Source organism: Halobaculum gomorrense (assembly GCF_900129775.1).
GTDB lineage: Archaea > Halobacteriota > Halobacteria > Halobacteriales > Haloferacaceae > Halobaculum > Halobaculum gomorrense.
Window position 1 is genome coordinate 1 of the sequence record NZ_FQWV01000007.1, and the last position, 17,721, is coordinate 17,721.

Annotated in this window: 16 protein-coding genes and 1 rRNA gene; 9 read left to right on the forward strand and 8 right to left on the reverse strand. The window is 69.6% G+C overall.

Features of this window, described 5'->3' with window-relative positions; all coding sequences use genetic code 11:
• Together BUE16_RS12140 and BUE16_RS12145 are read right to left on the reverse strand one after the other, a co-directional pair.
• Positions 1-352 (reverse strand): 16S ribosomal RNA (locus tag BUE16_RS12140); the annotation flags it as partial.
• Positions 353-898: 546 nt separating this feature from the next.
• A complete protein-coding gene (locus BUE16_RS12145; RefSeq protein WP_073310084.1) occupies positions 899-1,207 on the reverse strand; it encodes a non-histone chromosomal MC1 family protein in 309 nt (102 codons plus the stop codon).
• 276 nt (positions 1,208-1,483) lie between these two features.
• Here BUE16_RS12145 and BUE16_RS12150 point away from each other — a divergent pair, with 276 nt between their 5' ends.
• Positions 1,484-1,681, forward strand: coding sequence for a hypothetical protein (locus BUE16_RS12150; protein WP_073310087.1), 198 nt, complete (start codon positions 1,484-1,486; stop codon positions 1,679-1,681).
• Between the two features lie 59 nt (positions 1,682-1,740).
• Positions 1,741-2,796, forward strand: a complete 1,056-nt coding sequence (locus BUE16_RS12155) for a quinone-dependent dihydroorotate dehydrogenase (RefSeq protein WP_073310089.1) — start codon at positions 1,741-1,743, stop codon at positions 2,794-2,796.
• Positions 2,797-2,807: 11 nt separating this feature from the next.
• On the opposite strand, the gene BUE16_RS12160 is transcribed toward BUE16_RS12155, so the two are convergent.
• The 3 genes from BUE16_RS12160 to BUE16_RS12170 form a co-directional block, all read right to left on the reverse strand.
• Positions 2,808-3,080, reverse strand: a complete 273-nt coding sequence (locus BUE16_RS12160; protein ID WP_143165433.1) for a hypothetical protein — start codon at positions 3,078-3,080, stop codon at positions 2,808-2,810.
• Positions 3,077-3,346, reverse strand: coding sequence for a hypothetical protein (locus BUE16_RS12165; RefSeq protein WP_073310094.1), 270 nt, complete (start codon positions 3,344-3,346; stop codon positions 3,077-3,079). Before BUE16_RS12165 ends, BUE16_RS12160 begins: the two co-directional genes overlap by 4 nt.
• 66 nt (positions 3,347-3,412) lie before the next feature.
• Positions 3,413-6,091, reverse strand: a complete 2,679-nt coding sequence (locus BUE16_RS12170; protein ID WP_073310095.1) for a valine--tRNA ligase — start codon at positions 6,089-6,091, stop codon at positions 3,413-3,415.
• Between the two features lie 185 nt (positions 6,092-6,276).
• Between BUE16_RS12170 and BUE16_RS12175 the strand changes: the two genes are divergently transcribed.
• A complete protein-coding gene (locus tag BUE16_RS12175; protein WP_073310409.1) occupies positions 6,277-6,981 on the forward strand; it encodes an SDR family NAD(P)-dependent oxidoreductase in 705 nt (234 codons plus the stop codon).
• A gap of 623 nt (positions 6,982-7,604) precedes the next feature.
• The gene (locus tag BUE16_RS12180; RefSeq protein ID WP_073310097.1) at positions 7,605-9,947 is read left to right on the forward strand and encodes a DEAD/DEAH box helicase; all 2,343 of its coding nucleotides are present in this window, start codon (positions 7,605-7,607) and stop codon (positions 9,945-9,947) included.
• Here BUE16_RS12180 and BUE16_RS12185 read toward each other — a convergent pair.
• Positions 9,890-10,747, reverse strand: coding sequence for an HAD family hydrolase (locus tag BUE16_RS12185; protein ID WP_268762498.1), 858 nt, complete (start codon positions 10,745-10,747; stop codon positions 9,890-9,892). The genes BUE16_RS12180 and BUE16_RS12185 overlap by 58 nt on opposite strands.
• A gap of 116 nt (positions 10,748-10,863) precedes the next feature.
• Here BUE16_RS12185 and BUE16_RS12190 point away from each other — a divergent pair, with 116 nt between their 5' ends.
• The 4 genes from BUE16_RS12190 (at position 10,864) to BUE16_RS16730 (ending at position 14,695) form a co-directional block, all read left to right on the forward strand.
• On the forward strand, positions 10,864-11,634 hold the full coding sequence (locus BUE16_RS12190; protein ID WP_073310099.1) for a topoisomerase DNA-binding C4 zinc finger domain-containing protein: 771 nt from the start codon (positions 10,864-10,866) through the stop codon (positions 11,632-11,634).
• An 89-nt stretch (positions 11,635-11,723) separates the two neighbouring features.
• Complete coding sequence (endA, locus tag BUE16_RS12195; protein WP_073310101.1) at positions 11,724-12,806, forward strand: tRNA-intron lyase; 1,083 nt, start codon at positions 11,724-11,726, stop codon at positions 12,804-12,806.
• Entirely contained in the window at positions 12,803-14,410 is a 1,608-nt protein-coding gene (locus BUE16_RS12200) for a tryptophan--tRNA ligase (RefSeq protein ID WP_073310103.1), read from the forward strand. Before endA ends, BUE16_RS12200 begins: the two co-directional genes overlap by 4 nt.
• A 132-nt stretch (positions 14,411-14,542) precedes the next feature.
• Entirely contained in the window at positions 14,543-14,695 is a 153-nt protein-coding gene (locus BUE16_RS16730; RefSeq protein WP_159435763.1) for a hypothetical protein, read from the forward strand.
• 42 nt (positions 14,696-14,737) lie between these two features.
• Here BUE16_RS16730 and BUE16_RS12205 read toward each other — a convergent pair whose 3' ends face one another.
• Positions 14,738-15,721: an ornithine cyclodeaminase family protein gene (locus tag BUE16_RS12205; RefSeq protein WP_073310413.1), complete on the reverse strand. Its 984-nt coding sequence runs from the start codon at positions 15,719-15,721 to the stop codon at positions 14,738-14,740.
• Between the two features lie 123 nt (positions 15,722-15,844).
• On the opposite strand from BUE16_RS12205, the gene BUE16_RS12210 reads away from it, so the two are divergent.
• Complete coding sequence (locus BUE16_RS12210) at positions 15,845-17,008, forward strand: NAD(P)/FAD-dependent oxidoreductase (RefSeq protein WP_073310105.1); 1,164 nt, start codon at positions 15,845-15,847, stop codon at positions 17,006-17,008.
• A gap of 39 nt (positions 17,009-17,047) precedes the next feature.
• Here the strand turns inward: BUE16_RS12210 and BUE16_RS12215 are convergent, their stop codons facing one another.
• Positions 17,048-17,518 carry a DUF5518 domain-containing protein gene (locus tag BUE16_RS12215; protein ID WP_073310107.1) on the reverse strand — a complete coding sequence of 157 codons (471 nt, stop codon included), beginning with the start codon at positions 17,516-17,518 and terminating at the stop codon, positions 17,048-17,050.
• Between the last annotated feature and the right edge of the window lie 203 nt (positions 17,519-17,721).

A 17,721-nucleotide genomic window follows, 5' to 3' on the forward strand; every position in this document is an offset into this window, starting at 1 on the left:
TGTAAAGGTTTCGCGCCTGCTGCGCCCCGTAGGGCCCGGAATCTTGTCTCAGATTCCGTCTCCGGGTTCTTGCTCTCACAACCCGTACCGATTATCGGCACGGTGGGCCGTTACCCCACCGTCTACCTAATCGGCCGCAGCCTCATCCTACGGCGTCGGAACGTTTCCAGCTCCCGGCGTTCCAGCGTAGGAGCAGTATCCGGGATTAGCCTCAGTTTCCCGAGGTTATACCGGTCCGTAGGGTAGATTGGCCACGTGTTACGGAGCTATTCGCCACGGGTCTAAACCCGTGTGACTAGCATGGCTAAATCGGACTCCGATAGCAATGGCCTCCGGCAGGATCAACCGGAATGTTCCTCCCCGTGAAGGGAGGGGGTGGCGGGAAGTCACGCGCGAAGCGTGACCTCACCATTGCGTGGTCCATGTTCGGCGACACCAATCGGGTGACACCGAACTATCGAGGCTCACATCAGATACCGTCTTGCGGCGGACCGCAGGGGCGGAATCCTCATCTCTTGCGGATATCGACGTACTTCGCCAGGGGACTTAACCCCTTCGAAGCCCGTTGACGAGGCGAACCGCGACGGGGTTGAACCGCCTCGACTCGCATCGTGTCTTCGCATTGTATCCAATGCCGGTTCCGTTCATAAGGGCATCGGAACGAACTCCGACATACCCCGGAAGGGCATGCCGTGTCTCCCGGGGCGTCCCGGGGCGACCTTCGCATTTCTTCGAATGGCAGGGTAACATAAAAGACCGTCGTCTCGGGACCGCCACGTCATGCGGTTTCACGCCTCGGTACGAGGTACGATCGTGAACGATCTCCCGAAGACGGATGTAGAGGGTAGCGTTGCGACTGCCACGGAGGTCGACAAAGAACGGTCGGCGCGTGTGGAGATCAGCTCTCGAGGTGTTCGATGCCTTTCTTCGCAACGTTCGCTTCGGTGATTTCGTCGGGCATCCAATCGGGCTTGTTGTCCGGTGCGGACTCCCGCCAGGACCACCCCTCGTAGATGTGAACCTTGTCGGTACCCTTCTCTCGAAGCCGGAGTTCGATCCGATCGGCTGCGTCCTCCGAGCTTGCCGGCTCAAGGCGCCGGGCGGCTTTCAGCGCGGCCTGCCGCGGCGTGTTGCCGGAGAAGACGCTCTCCTCGGTTCCGTCACCCTCGCGTAGCGCGAAGTTCCGCTTACCGTCCTCACGTACCATGGTTTTTCGCCTCCGTGTGAAGCGAACACACACTGTATGATAAACGTATCGGGGGAATGACCCCTGCAATCGGGGAAAGAATAATGTATGGGGCTGTGCTCGGCCCGACACTTCGCGGGCGATCAGTCGAGAACGGCCAACCAGACCGACACCGCAACCAATCACAGCAGGAACGATAGACGACTCGACTCCGACACGGCCGGCCCTAATCCGGAGCAAGCAGCCGTAAACAACACTTATGTATCTCGTCGGGGGAGTGACGGGGTACCGAAGGCGATGGTCCGGAAGAAGACGCTCAGCCCGAGTGGCGCCAAGGACGAGAACGGCGAGTACCACAACGTCCACGTGAATCTGCACGAGGATGAACTCGCCGTCGCCGGCATGGATATCGGCGACGAGGTGTTCGTTCGCGTCCGTGACGGCAAGATTATCATTCAAAAAGCGGACCCCGACGAGGTAGAACACGACTTCTAACACCGAGTGATCCCCGCAGTTCAAGGGCGTGCCGGGTCTGAAACTCGGCACGCACCGCAATGAGGGCCTACGATATCGCGAAGCCGGCGCTGTACGCACTTCCCGCCGAGACTGCACACGAGACCACCCAACGGCTTCTACGAGCGGTGCAGGGAACGCCGATCGAGTCGCTCCTCCGCGACCGCTACGCCGTCAGCGACGAGCGACTGCACACGGAGGCGTTCGGCCTCGACTTCCCGACACCCGTCGGCGTCGCAGCGGGCTTCGACAAGAACGCTCGCGTCCCGCGCGCGCTCGCCGCGCTCGGCTTCGGACACGTCGAGGTCGGCGGCGTCACCGCCGAACGGCAGCCCGGCAACTCCCGCCCGCGGATGTTCCGACTCGTCGAGGACGAGGCCATCGTCAACCGAATGGGCTTCAACAACGACGGCGCCGACCGCGTCGGCGACAGGCTCGACCGCGAGCCCGCACCCGAGGTTCCCCTCGGCGTCAACGTCGGGAAGTCGAAATCCACGCCGCTTTCGGAGGCGGCCGACGACTACCTCTACACCTACGAGCGCGTGGGCGCGCACGCGGACTACGTCGCGGTCAACGTCTCCTCGCCGAACACGCCCGGGCTCCGCTCACTCCAGAACCGCGAGTCGCTGGAGCGGATCCTCGGCACCCTCTCGGACGCCGGCGCCGACCCGCTGCTCGTGAAGTTCTCCCCCGATCTCCCGGAGCCCGCCGTCGAGGAGGCGCTGGCCGTCGTCGACGACCTCGACCTGGACGGCGTCGTCGCGACCAACACCACGACCGATCGCCCGGAATCGCTCCGGAGCCCCCAGCGGGCCGAGCGCGGCGGGCTCTCGGGTAAGCCCATCGAGGAGCGCGCCACGGGCATGGTCCGCTTCATCGCCGAGCGCACCGACGTGCCGGTCGTCGGTGTCGGCGGCGTCTCGGACGCCGCGGGCGCGTACGCGAAGATCCGTGCCGGCGCGAGCCTCGTACAGCTCTACACGGGGCTCGTCTACGAGGGGCCGAGCCTCGCGCGCGACATCAACGAGGGGCTGCTCGACCGACTGGAACGCGACGGCTTCGACTCCGTCGCCGACGCGGTCGGCGCCGACCTGTAGCCGTCACCGGCTCAAGCGCCGAGCGTGTACAGCAGAACCGCAACCGAGACGACCCCGAGACCGACGCCGACGGCCGCGAACGCCGGCCGGGCGGCGACCCCGTTCAGATCGTCCCCGCGAACTAGGGGGCGGCCGAATACCCACAGTACGCCGAGGCCGACGATGACCGACAGCCCGGCCTCGGCGACCGCGCCGTTCGCGAACTCGAGTGCGCCGAGCGCGACCTGGCACGCGCCCGAGAGCGCGAAGCCGCACAGCGAGAGGACGCGCACGTCCACGCTCACGCGACCAGCACCCCGACGGTGAGTACGGCCGATATCACGCCCGATGCGACGCCGACGGCGACGAACAGCGGCCGAGTCGCGAGTCCGTTCAGGTCGTCGCCGCGAACGAGCGCGCGGCCGAACACGCCCGCGACCAGCAGCCCCCCGAGCACGGAGAACAGCGGATTCGCGGGGGCGTCGCCGCTCGCGTACATCGCCGCGCCGAGGACGACCTGCGAGACGCCGGCGACGGCGAACCCGCCCAGCGAGAGGGCACATCTGTTCACGAGTTGAGGTTCGGTCGCGCCGAGAAGACGGTTGGGATCGACACGTGGGACGCCCGGCAGGGACGCCTACTCGTCGTCGTGGACGATGACGACGGCGTCCTCCGGCTGGAGCAGTTCTCCCTCGCCGGAGTAGCGTCGCTCGCGCTCGACCTCGAACAGGTCCGCGCCGAGCGTCTCCCCGGCGACGTGGAGTTCGCCGTCGACGATCTCGTACTCCTCCTGTGCGATCGCCGCCTCGATGTCGCCGACCTGCTCGCCGTACTGCGGGCCGACCTGGGCGTAGTCGAGGTCGATGCCGGTGATCACTGACTCCACTTCCGGCTCCTCGTCGAGGACGGTCATGTCGCCGACGTTCATGACGCCGCGAACGTCGTCGCCGAAGGCGGCCAGGTCGCCCTCGCCGAACACCTCGACGCGGTCGAGTTCGGCGTTGAGCGGGAGCCCCCGCTCGCTCTTGTACCGGCGGAGCGCGCCGACGACGGACATCGCGGCGGTGCCGGCGGCGTGATCGGCCTCGACGCCGAGCGGCTCGGGCCACTCGCACAGGTGGACGGAGTCGAACGCCTCGCCGTCGTCGTCCACGTCGCCCGCGGCGTCCCCGGCGTACATGTCCTGCCACAGTTCCTCGGTGACGTGCGCGAGCATCGGCGCGAACAGCTTCAGGAAGCGCTCGTGAGCGACCGACAGCGTGTACCGCGCGGCCGGATCGTCGTCGTTGGCCTCTCGAACGCGGGTCTTTGCGACCTCCAGGTAGTCGTCACAGAAGGTGTGCCAGAAGAAGCCGCGGAGGCCGTCGCGGGCCTTCGAGAACTCCCGGTTCTCCAGGTGCTCGGTGAGCGTCTCGGTGAGGTCGTCCAGTTCCGCGAGGAGCCAGCGGTCGAGCTCCCGCAGGTCGTCGTGGTCGAGGGCTGGGCGGGCATTCCGGCCGCCCTCACCGACGAGCGACTCGACGAGCTTCGAGGCGTTCCACAGCTTCTGGAGCAGCTTCTCGCCGGCGCGCAGCCCCTTCTCGTTGTACGGGAGGTCGTCGCCGATAGCGGAGCCGGCCGCCCAGAAGCGCGCGGCGTCGACGGGGTACTCGGCGAGCACCTCCCGCGGGAGCACGACGTTCCCCTTCGATTTGGACATCGCCTCGCGGTTCTCGTCGAGCACCATCCCGTTGATGAGCGTCTGCTCGAACGGCACCTCCCCGGTGTGCTCGTAGCACTTGACGACGGTGTGGAACAGCCAGAAGCTGATGATGTCGTGGCCCTGCGGGCGCATGTCGAAGCGGTACAGCTCCGGGTGCTCCATCGTGAACTCCCCGGCCTCCTCGTCCCAGTCCCAGCCGGCGTTGATCAGCGGCGTCAGGCTGGAGGTAGCCCACGTGTCGAGCACGTCCTCCTCGGGCTCGAACTCGCCGTGCCCGCACGCCGGGCAGGCGTCGACCGGCGGGTCGTCCGACAGCGGATCGACCGGGAGGTCGGCCTTCGCGGCGATGACCTCCTCGCCGCAGTCCTCGCAGTACCAGACGGGGAACGGGATGCCCGAGGAGCGCTGGCGAGAGATGAGCCAGTCCCACTGCAGCCCCTCGACCCAGTGTTTGTACCGGGTGAACATCTTCTCGGGGAACCACTCCATCTCCCGACCCGCCTCCAGGTACTCGTCGGCCTTGTCGAGCAGTTCGATGTACCACTGCTCGGTGACGAGGAACTCGACGCTCGTCCCGCACCGCTCGTGGACGTTGACGGTGTGGGTGATGGGTCGGCGGTCGAGCAGCGCGCCCGCGTCGTCGAGATCCTCGACGATGGCCTCGCCGGCCTCCGTCGAGTGCATCCCCTCGTACTCCTCGGCGACCTCGGTCATGTGGCCGGACTCGTCGATGGCGACGCGCAGGTCCAGATCGTGGATCTGGTACCACTCGATGTCGTTTTGATCGCCGAACGTACAGCACATGACGATCCCCGAGCCGGTCTCCATGTCGACGGTCTCGTCGGCGAGGATCGGCACCTCGTGACCGAACAGCGGGATCTCGGCGGACTCGCCGACGAGGTGTTGGTTCTCGTCGTCGTCGGGGTGGACGAAGACCGCGACACACGCCGGGAGAAGTTCGGGGCGGGTGGTGGAGATGGTGAACGCCTCGTCGCTTCCGGACACGCCGAAGGCGATGTCGTGGAAGTGGCTGTCCTGCTCGTCGTCCTCGGTCTCTACCTGTGAGATGGCGGTCTCGCACTCGGGACACCAGATCGCGGGCGCCTTCTCTCGGTACTCTCGCCCCTGCTCGTACAGGTCGATGAACGAGAGCTGCGAGATACGCTGGACGCGCGGCTCGATCGTCTGGTAGGTGTGGTTCCAGTCGACGGAGACGCCCAGACCCTGGATGTTCTCGGTGAACTGCTCCTCGTAGTTGGCACACACCTCGCGGCACTTGCGCTGGAACTCCCGGCGCTCGAAGTCCTGATGGCGGATGTCGAGTTCGTCCTCGGTGAGCCGCTCGGAGGCGATGCCGTTGTCGTCGTAGCCGAACGGGAAGAACGTCGTCTCCCCGTTCATGCGCTCGAAGCGGGCGACGAAGTCCTGCAGGGTGAACCCGTACAGGTGACCCATGTGGAGGTCCCCGGATACCGTCGGCGGCGGGGAGTCGATGGAGAAGACGGTGTTCGGATCGGTCGCGGCCTCCTCGTCGTACGCGTACGTCTCCTGGTCGACCCAGCGCCGCTGCCACTCGGGCTCTGTGGTCTCCGGGTCGTAGTCCCCACTGGGCATTACATCCGTACTTCCCCGGAACGCCTGTTAAGCGCCTCGGTTGTCAGGGAGCGCGTGCCACGGCCTCCGGGCGGTCGCGTCGCCGCGCCGGCGACAGTCGCGACCGCGGCGGCGACCCCGCTTTTCGGTCCCCGCCGGGGCGCGACCGGCCAACGGTTATGCTCCGCCCGCCCGACGCGTCTCTCATGACCACGGCAGTCATCGCGGGCGTCGGTCCGGGACTTGGGGAATCGGTTGCGCGGCGCTTCGCCGCAGAGGGGTGCGAGATCGGCCTGCTCGCGCGCAGCGGCGACTACCTCGACGAGTTGGCTGCCGACCTCCCAACCGAAGCGGTCGCCGCCCCCGCGAACCTGGCGGAGCCGGCCGACATCGCGGCCGCCTTCGACCGCATCCGCGACGGGCTCGGCCCGGTCGACGTGCTCGTGAACCACGCCAGTGCGGCCTCGTGGACCGGGCTGCAGGACACCTCGCTCGACGCGTTCGACCGGGCATACGAGGTCGGGCCGCGCGCGGATTTCCTGTGCTCGCAGGCGGCCGTCCGCGACATGCTCGACGAGGCCCGACCGGCCGACGAACGGGGCGGGACGATCATCTTCACGGGCGCGACCACGTCCGTGCGCGGGCGCGAGGGCGCGGTGGGGTTCTCGATGGCGAAGTTCGGCTCCCGCGGCCTCGCGGAGTCGATGGCGCGGGAACTCGGCCCGGAGGGCGTCCACGTCGCGCACGCGGTGATCGACGGCGGCATCCTCACCCCGGGAGTGGAGACGGACACCCCCGAAGAGTACCTCGACCCGGACGCCATCGCCGACAGCTACTGGCATCTCGTGCAGCAGGACCGCAGCGCGTGGACGCTCGAACTGGACCTGCGGCCGCACGTCGAGGACTTCTAACCGACCACTTTTCACGGGAGCCTCGCGCCCCTGCGGGGCGCTCGAGCCCCGCGAAAACCCGTCGATGATCAAAAGGCCGCTCGCTCGGCCTACGGCCTCGCTCACGGTTCGAGACGTAGTGACCCGCTGTGGCGCGCGACCGGCCGCGCCCTGTGCGCGGCCGCCGCGCGCGAGGGATGAGCCGGGCGGTAGCGAGGCGAATCGGCTGGGGAGGACGTGGGCGTAACGGTGCTGTAGGGTGGGACTGAAAAGGGTCGCGGCTGTGCGCGAAGGCGCAGAACCGGCAAGCACCGCAGCGAGGCCGAAGGCCGAGCGAGGAGCGTGGTTCGAACGGCCGGCAAGCCGGCCGTTCATCATCACGAGAGAGCTTCGCTCTCTCGAACGACAGCGCTCGCACCGAGCGCACAGCCGCGAAGGCTTTCGCGGTCCATCGTTACGATTCGGACACAATGACCGATCGACCGCGGAGGGAAAGGTTCATCCGCCGAAGCGCCCCGACCTACTCGTAGTTGCCGGTGCGGTCCGCCGACCCGACCCGACGCGACTCGATCCGACCCTGCCGGCCCCGATCAACGCGGACCGCGCCACCCCGAGATCCAACCGCCCATGACGACACCCAACGAATGAAAGTCGCAGACGCCGTCCCGGAGTTCGCCGACGCGTTCGGCTTCGAGGAGTTCAACCGCATGCAGCGGGAGGCCCTCCCCGCGATCCTCGAGCGCGACGACAACGTCGTCGCCGCGGCCCCGACCGCCTCCGGCAAGACCGCACTGGCCGAACTCGCGATCTGCGAGACGCTTCGCGACAGCGGCACCGCCTTGTTCATCGCCCCGCTTCGCGCCCTGACGAACGAGAAGGAGGCCGAGTGGGACCGCTTCGAGGACCTGGGCTACTCCGTGTACGTCGTCACCGGTGAGCGCGACCTCAACCCCCGCCGCGCCGAGCGCGCCGACATCCTCGTGATGACGCCGGAGAAGACCGATTCGGCGACGCGGAAACACGAGTCCGCCCGCTACGACTTCATCAACGACGTGGACTGCTGCGTCATCGACGAGGTCCACCTGCTCGACTCCGACAAGCGCGGCGCGGTGCTCGAGGTCACGGTCTCGCGCCTGCGCCGGATCTGCGACCCGCGCGTCGTCGCCCTCTCGGCGACGATGCCCAACGTCGGCGACGTGGCCGAGTGGCTCGACGCGCCGCCCGAGACCACCTTCCAGTTCGGCGACGAGTACCGCCCCGTCGACCTGGAGACTGGGGTGAAGACGTACACCCACGGCGACAACTCCTTCGCCGACAAGTACCGCCGGCTCTATCGAGCCTTAGACCTCGCGGAACCGCACATCCGCGAGGAGGGGCAGGCGCTCGTGTTCGTCTCCTCCCGGCAGGACACCGTGATGGCCGCCAAGAAGGCCCGCGACGAGGTCGCCGAGCGCGACCTCGAGATGGGCGCGCGCGGCGACTACGACTTCCACAACGCGGCGAAAGAGGTGGACAACGACACCCTCCGTCACTCCGTCGTCGACGGCGTCGCCTTCCACCACGCCGGCCTCTCGAAGAACGACAAGGACCGCGTCGAACGGTGGTTCAAGGAGGGGAAGATCCAGCTCCTCTTTTCGACCTCGACGCTCGCGTGGGGCGTCAACCTCCCCGCCCGCTGCGTCGTCATCCGGGACACGAAACACCACGACCCCCTCGAGGGCGAGGTCGACATCAGCCCCCTCGACGTGCTCCAGATGCTCGGACGCGCCGGGCGCCCCGGCTACGACGACGTGGGCTACGGCTGGGTCGTCTGCGACCGGTCGGACGCCGACAAGTACCGGAGCCTGCTGCAGGAGGGCAAAGAGATCGAATCCCGACTCGCCGAGGACATCGACTCCCACCTGAACGCCGAGATCGCGCTCGGGACGATCTCGGGACTCGACGACGTGATGTCGTGGCTGGAGACGACTTTCTACTACGTCCGCGCGGGGACAGAGCCGGAGGCGTACGAATTCGAGGGGATCCGCGACCGCGTGCGCGACACGCTCGACTCGCTGGTCGAGCGCGGCTTTGTCGAGACCGACGACCGGCTCGGCATCGAGGCGACCACGATCGGCCGCCTCGCGTCGAAGTACTACCTCCGCATGGAGACGGCCGAGCGGTTCGCGACTCTCGCCGAGCGGGAGTCGATCGACGAGCACGGCGTCCTCCGGACGGTCGCGGCCGCCGCCGAGTTTGACTCCGCCTCCTCGCGCTCGTCGGAGGCCGACGCCGTCGACCGCGTGCTCTCGGACGTGAACACCGACCTGGAGGGCGGAAATCGGAAGGTGCTCGCGATCCTCCACGCGGCGGTCCGCGGATCAATGCCCTCCGATCTCCGGTCTGACGCGTGGATCATCCAACAGAACGCGCTGCGCCTGCTCGCGGCGCTGCGAGAGTTCGCCGACGCGGTCGCGGGTCCCCGAGCCGCCAACCTCGTGCGCCGCGTTGAGGCGCGCGTCGAACACGGCGTCAAGCGCGAGGCGGTCGGCCTCACCGCCATCGAGGGCGTCGGCGAGGGACGCGCGGAGTCGCTGTCGGCGGGCGGGCTCACCACCCCCGCAGACGTGATCGCCGCCGGGACGGAACGACTCACCCGCGCGGGGCTCTCGGAGGGGGTCGCCGAGCGGGTGCTCCGGCAGGCGGAGGACCTCCCGAACGCCGTCGTCGAGTGGGGGGAGATCCCCGACTCGATCGGCGTCGGCGAGAACGAGGTGCTGGAGGTGACCGTCCGCAACGTCGGGGGCGCCGCCCGCGCCGGGATCCGCGTGACCGCCAACGGCGTCGAGATGACCGAGAAGACGCTGTACCTCTCCGAGGAGACGACCGTCCCGGTGGCCGTGTTCGGCGCGCCCGACGAGGCGGAGCTGCGCTACGAGGTGGAAGTCGTCTACCCCGAGTTGCCGCTGCTGCCGGAGACGGACTCGCGGATCGTCCGCGTGGAGTGACGCACCGCCCGGAACAGCGCCTCGGGGTCCGCCCGGTCGAGCACGACGACCTCGTCGGCCGCCGAGAGGTCGCTGTCGACGTTGTGGTCGTCGCGGACGGCGATCGTGTACGCGCCCGATCGGGCGGCCGCGCGCACCCCGTTCTCGGAGTCCTCGACGGCGACGGCGCTGGTGACCGTCCCGCCGAGGTCGCGGATCGCCTCCTCGTACAGGCCCGGTTCGGGCTTGCCCGGCCCGTCGAACTCCTCGGCCGGCGCGACGAGGTCGAAGGCGAGGTCGAACCGGTCGAGCACCACCTCGATCCAGTCGCGCGGCGACGACGAGACGAGCGCGACCGGCACCCCCGCGTCGCGCAGTTCGTCGACGAACTCGGCCGCGCCGTCGAGCAGGTTAACCCGCTCGCCGTAGATCGACTCCGCCGTCTCCTCGTACAGCGCCATGAACTCGTCTTTGTCCACGGCCACCTCATAGTGCTCGGCGAGGTAGTCGTAGATCTCGCCGTAGTACATCCCTGTCACCTCGTCGAGGTCGGGGGTCGGGGAGCCGTCGGTGAGCACACGCGGCAGGATCTCCTCGCGCTCGGCGGCGTGCCAGTAGTCCTCGGAGTCGACGAGGACGCCGTCCATGTCGAAGCAGACGACGACCGACGCGTCGGCGCTCGCTTGCGTCTGGACGGTCCCCGGCGCGGAGTCGGGGCGGTCGGCCGTCGAGGAGTCGGTCGTGTCCGCCGAGTCGGTGGCCTGCGGGGAGTCGGTCCCGTCCGTCGCCTCCGGAGCGTCGCTGTCGGATGACTCGGACATGTCCTACGATACTCGGGCGTGGGGATGGGCGTTCCGGCCCCGCGGCGGAGCCGCCTGCGATCGCCGCCGGCGCATCCGGGCGAGGGTCCAAGTAGGGAGACGGCACCACCGACCCCATGCCGGAGACCGCAACCGTCCTCGCGGGCGACTGTACCACCCGATTCGAGACGGCGACGGGCGACGAGCGCACCCAGCGCGGGCGCGTCGTCGTCCTCGCCAAGCCCGACCGCACCGTCCTCATCCACGACCGCTCGGGGTACCAGCCGGTCACGTGGCTGACCCGCGCGGACTCGCTGACCGTCGAGGCCGACGACGACGGGTTCGCGGTGACGGCCCGCGACGCCGGCCGCACGCTCTCGGTCCGGTCGCACGACGCCGGCGAGGTGACGGAACTGCCGGTCAGCGACGCGGGCGTCCCGGTCGGCGAGTGTCCCGACTGCGGCGCGGCGATGGTTCGCGCCGGCGGCGACGTGGTCTGTCTCGGCTGCGGCGACCGCTACGGGCTCCCTTCGGGGGCGACCGTCCGCGACGACGACACCTGCGACGACTGCGGGCTTCCGACGATGACCGTCGAGCGCGGTGAGTCGCTGGAGCTGTGCATCGACTACGCGTGCGACTCGCTGACCGCGGCTGTCCGCGACGTGCTCGACCGCCGGTTCGACTGCCCCGACTGCGGGCGCGACCTCCGGGTCCGCGAGCACCGCGGGCGGGCGTTCCTCGGCTGCGACGGCTACTCGGACTGCGAGGCGGCGTTCTCGGTGCCAGCGGGGGTGTTCGCGGGCGAGTGCGCCTGCGGGCTCCCGCGGTTCGAGACCGCCACCGACGTGCGCTGCCTCGACGGTACCTGCGAGTTGGACCGGCCGGCCGACCCGGAGCGACAGCCCTGATCGGGCCCCGGCGACGGCTTCGACACGACGTGCCACGGCGAGGCACACGATCACAGCCCCTATACCCGAACCACCCGCCGATGCACATAATGAGAGCGACACTCGACGGCGACGTTGTCCGCGCGGCGGGCGATGCCCGCCAGCGCTTCCACGACGCCAGGGGGTACGGGCGCGCGTCCGGCCCCGACGTGACCCTCGCGCGGGTGGAGGCGGCCCACCTGCTGTACCGCGGCGACCTCGACGCCGTCTCGGGGATGGACTTCCGGTCGTTCTTCTGCGACAGCGTCGCGAGCGAGGCCGGCTTCGCCGCCCGATTTCTCGTGTACGCCGACCTGCGCGAGCGGGGATTCTACCTCGCGCCGGCCCGCGAGGGGTGGCCGGGGAGCGACGAGCGCGGAGCGCGTGCGGACGGGGCCGACGAGGGCAACGGCAGCCGCGACGCCGGCGTCGACGCGGACATCCTCGTGTTCGAGCGCGGCGAGAAGCCCGGCGGCCCGGTCGCCCACCGCGTCCGAGTCGTCGGCGAGCGCGAGGAACTCGCGACCGGCGACCTCGCGGACTGCACGCTCGCGGTCGTCGACGAGGAGAGCGAGGTGTCGTACTTCGCGTGCGCGGCGGGCGGCGGGTTCGACGGTCGGACCGAGTACGACCTCCCCGACGGCCTCGACGCGGACCTGCTCGACGACCGCGTCGTCTGCTGGTCGCCGCCGCCGGCCCTGTACGAGCGCGCGTTCTACGGGCAGCCGGTCTCCGGCCGCGACGACGCCGACGTGGACGCCCTCCAGCTGTCGCTCGTCGAGGCGGCTGATCTGGCCGCACGCGGGGCCGTCGACCTCGACGCCGACGCGGTAGTCGAGCGCGGACGGACGGTCGAGGGCGAGCGGTTCGACCGCCGACTGTCGGTATACCGCGAGCTTCGCGACCGCGGCGTCGTCCCCAAGACGGGCTACAAGTTCGGCGCCGACTTCCGGACATACGACGCCGTGGAGTCGGTGGCGGAGCTGCCCCACTCCGAGCGGCTCGTCCGGGTGGTCGAGCCGGACCACCGATTTCACCCGCGCGAGCTCGCGTTGGACGTGCGACTGGCCGGCGGCGTGCGGAAGCGAATGGTTTTTGCGCTCGCCGGCGACGACACGAACGACTACCTGACGGTCGAGCGACTCACCCCATGAGCGACGACGACACCAGCCCCGCACGGGGCACCGACGGAGCCGACGGCGAGAAGCAGCGAGCGCGAACCGACGGCGGCGGGGGCGTCGCGCTCGACCCCTGGGGCTCGGCGACCGTCGCCGACTACCGCGAGCTGTTCGAAGAGTTCGGCATCGAGGAGTTCGAGGCGATCATCGACGAGGTGCCCGAGCCGCACTACCTCATGCGTCGCGGCGTCATCTTCGGCCACCGCGACTACGACCGCGTCGCCCGCGCGCTCGCGAACGACGAACCCGCCGCCGCCCTCTCGGGGTTCATGCCCACCGGCGACCCGCACATCGGGCACAAGCTCGTCTTCGATGAGCTGATCTACCACCAGCAGCAGGGCGCCGACACCTACGGCCTCATTGCGGATCTGGAGGCCCACTCGGCGCGCGGGCTGACGTGGGCGGAGATCGACGAGCACGCCCGCGACTACCTTCTCTCGCTGTTGGCGCTCGGGTTCGACCCCGAGGAGGGAGAGTTGTACCGCCAGTCGACGAACCGACGGCTGCAGGATCTCGCGTTCGAGCTGGGGTCGAATGCGCGCTTCGCGGAGTTCGAGTCCATCTACGGCTTCGACGGCGGCACCTCCGTCTCGCACATGCAGTCGGTCGTCACCCAGATGGCCGACATCCTCTACCCGCAGTTGGACGAGCCGAAGCCAACAGTCATTCCGGTCGGCCCCGATCAGGACCCGCACGTCCGCTTCTCCCGAGACATCGCGCGCAAGACGCGCTACTTCAAGGTGACCGAGGCGTTCGCCAGCCCCGAGTTCGACGCCGCAGAGCGCGTGCTCGTCCGGCGGGCCCACGACAAGCGCGAGGCGTGGGCCGAGGACCCCGAGACGCCGCGGTGTGAGGACGCCGCCGCGTGGCTCGCCGACGCGGAGGTCGACTCCGAGTTCGAGGCGGCCCGCGCCGGCGCCGTCGAGAAGTTGGAGAACGCCGGGATGGAGCCGCTTCGTCCCCGGACGCGCTTCCTCGACCGCAACGCCGACGAGGAGGCATTCGAGTCGCTCATCGAGGCGGTCCCCGGCGAGAAGCGCGTCTTCGACGCGCACATCGACTCCTTCGAGTTGGACCGCGAGGAGGCGGAAGAGCTGGCCCGCGAGGTCGAAGTCGACAACGGCGGCTTCGGCTTCCACACGCCGTCGTCCATCTACCACCGCTTCATGACCGGCCTCACGGGCGGGAAGATGTCCTCGTCGATCGAGGCGAGCCACATCTCGCTGCTCGACGAGCCCGAGGAGGGGTACGACAAGGTGAAGTCGGCGACGACCGGCGGCCGGGAGACCGCCGAGAAGCAGCGGGAACTCGGCGGGGAGGCCGACGAGTGTCCGGTGTACGAGCTGTACGCGTACCTGCTCGCGGGCGACGACGACGACTTCGCCGAGGAGGTGTACGAGGAGTGCGTCGGCGGCGAGCGCCTCTGCGGCGGCTGCAAAGAGCAGGCGGCGACGCTGCTGAAGGAGTTCCTCGCGGACCACCAGGAGAAGCGCGCGGAGGCGGAGGAACTGCTCGCAGATCTGGACATCGACCTAGACATCGACGCCTCCCGGCGGGGGATCCCCGGCGACGAGGAGTAGCGAGGCGCGAGGGACCGACGCGACCGAGCGCCTCGGAGCGACGCGAGGGCTGCCGCTGACTTCGACCGGCGAAATCAGATCTGGTTCGTCGACCGAAAGACATATTGACACGTCGTGAGATCTGTGTATAAGATGGAGTATACGTTCGAGTGCGAGTGCGGCGAAGAGGTGTCGGACTTCACGCGCGGGGGCGACGTGGAGATCAGCACCGTCGCGGTCTGCGAGGAGTGCGGCACGACCTACGGGCTCACCATCACGACGATCCAGAGCGGCGACGGCGAGTAGCCGACAGGCTCTCGATCGGTCTCTCTCGGCCGTCCACCCCGCTCAGAACGCGATATCCGCCCTGTCTTCCCCGCTCGCTTCTCCCCAGAGGTAGTTCGCCGTCGCCGTGTCCAGCACCGCCGAGCCGACGCTCTCGACGACGATCACTTCCTCGGCCGACGCCCGCCCCGCCTCGCCTTCGAACACCGCAGACAGCGGCGTCAGCCGCGCCGGGTCGACATCGTTGTCCACCACGTCGCCGATCGCCGCGACCTCCTCGGGGACGTCCGCGAACACTCGGTCGGCCCGCGCGAACGTCGCGTGGTCGAGTTCCCGCATCGACGCCTCGTAGGCGCCCACGGCGATCACGAGCGCGCCGTCGGCGAGGGCCTCGCCCGGGAACACCGGCACCTCGCTCGTCGTCGTCGTGACGACCGCGTCGGCGCCGCGGACGGCCGTCTCCGCCGAATCGACGGCCTCGGCGGCGATCCCCTCCCCGCGGAGGTCGGCCGCGCACTCCGCTCGGGATTCGGGCGTCGGCGAGTAGATCCGAGCGCGGTCGACGCCGCGGGCCGCGTCGATCGCGCGGGTCTGCCAGCGCGCCTGCTGGCCGGCGCCGATCACCGCGAGGTCGACGGGTCCCGCCCCCGCGGTCAACTCGCGCGCCGCGAGCCCACCGATGCAGCCCGTCCGGGCGTTCGTGATTCGCTCGCCGGCGAACAGCGCGAGCGGTGCGCCGTTCGCGGCGTCGGTGAGCAGCACCTGCGCCTGCACCGTCGGACGGTCGACGCCGGGGTCGACGTTTCCGGGGAACACGGACGCGAGTTTCGTCGCGTACGCCGGGTCGCCGTGGACGTACGCCGGCATCGCGAGCCCGGTGCCCGCCGGCTCCGCGCGCCCGTCGAGCCCCTCGCCGACCGAGAAGTGCGGCCGATCCGGACGTTCGACCTCGCCGCGGCCCTGCTTCAGGAACGCCCGTTCGACGACTCCGAGGAGCTCGTCGAACGCGAGGAGGGCTGCGACCGCGTCGTCATCGAAGACGTGCATGACCGAGTGGTCGACGGCGACGGACTTCGGTGTTTCCTCGGTCCGGGTTCCCGACGGCACCGTCGGACGGCCCGCCGGTACGGTGGCAGCAACGCTTTGTGATACCGTGTCATGCGTTTGGGCATGCACGTCGCGGTCGTCGGAGGCGGGATCGTCGGGACGGCGAGCGCGTACGAGCTCGCCGCCCGCGGCGCCGACGTGACGCTGTTCGAGCGCGGGAGCCTCGGCGCCGGTAGCACCGACCGCGCGCTCGGCGGCATCCGCGCGCAGTTCTCGACCCGCGTCAACGTCGCGCTCTCGATCGCCTCTATCGCGGTGTGGGACGACTTCGAGGAGCGCTTCGGGGTCGACATCGACCGCCGTCGGACCGGCTACCTGTTTCTCACGCGCGACGACGACACCGCCGACGCGTTCGCCGACCAGGTCGCGATGCAACACGAGCACGGCGTCCCGAGCCGGCTCGTCGACCTCGAGGAGGCTGCCGAGGTGTGTTCCGGCCTCCGCCCCGAGGAGTTCGTCGCCGGCACGTACTGCCCGGCCGACAGCTTCGCCGACCCGCACCTCGCGCTCCAGGGGTACGCTCGCGCGGCGCGCGACGAGGGGGTCGATATCCGGACGAACACGCCCGTCGCTGGGCTCGATCCGCGCGAGTCCGGCGTTCGCGTCCGACTGGCCGGCCGTGGCGACGCCGCCACGCCCCTCACGGTCGACGCCGCGGTCAACGCCGCCGGCGCGTGGGCGCCGCGGCTCGCGGAGGCCGCGGGCTACGACCTCCCCATCGTCCCCCATCGACGACAGACGGCCGTCGTCGAGCCCGAGCGGCCGGTCCCGGAGTCGGACCCGCTGGTCATCGACGCCGACACGACCGCGCACTTCCGGCCCGAGCGCGACGGCCGCGCGCTCGTCGGCGGCCACTTCGCGGAGACCGACCCGGTCGTGAGCGACCCGGACCGCTTCTCCGAGACGCCCGACACCGACTGGGCGGTCGAGGCGGTCGAGCGCGTCGGCGACCTCGCGGACTACTTCGGTCCCGAGAGCCGCCTCGCGGGCGGGTGGGCCGGGCTGTACGCCGTGACGCCCGACCACCACGCGATCGTCGAGGAATCGGTTCCGGGCGTCGTCACCGCCGCGGGGTTCTCGGGGCACGGGTTCCAGCACGCGCCGGCGACTGCGAAGGTGGTGTCCGAACTGGTGCTCGATGGCGAGGCGTCGACCGTGGACGTGTCCGGGCTCGACAGCGGCCGCTTCGACCGCGGGGACGAGCGGGTCGAGCGGAACGTGGCGTGAGCAAGCGCCGGAAGCGGTCGAAGGGTGGGAGGCGGTCGATCAGACGCTCGCTGACTCGTCGAATCCGTCGACCGGCTCTTCGAACTCCGTCACCCCGGAGTCGGGCGTCGACCCGGCGGTCGCGTCGCGGTCGCCACGCAGCCGCACGGGGTCGGTCTCGGTCGGGCCGGCGAACTCCTCGTTGAGCAGCGCGCCGACGAAGCCGGCGGCGGCGCCGAGGGCGACGCCGTACAGCGCCGTGAACAGCAGCGCGACGAGCAGCGACGAGCGCTGGCCGGGGCCGACAATGACGAAGATCGACGCGAACAGGGTCACGAGCACCGCGCCTGGGATCGCCGCGAGCAGGCCAGAGAGCCCGCCGACCTTCGCGCCCGCCGCCCGGTCGGGACCGTGGAGGTAGCCGGCGACGCCGCCGCCGATCATCGGCGAGAACGGCAAGAAAAACGTCGCGAGCGAGACCGCAGCGCCGATCGTCGCGTGTTTCAGGGTGGTCGAAGCGGAGGATGACATAGCCGCTAGTTCGACCGCCGAGATCATAAACAGCGATGCGCGCAGGGATACCACTGCGCAGGGAAGCGCCGAATCTGGGGCCGACGCGCGGCGGCCGAACGTTTTAGTCGGCGTGGAGCCCTCCCCGAGGTATGGCGTCCGGGCCCGCCACGGCGACGCAGGCACCGCACCCGACCACCGACGGGGACGGGTCGGGCCTTTTT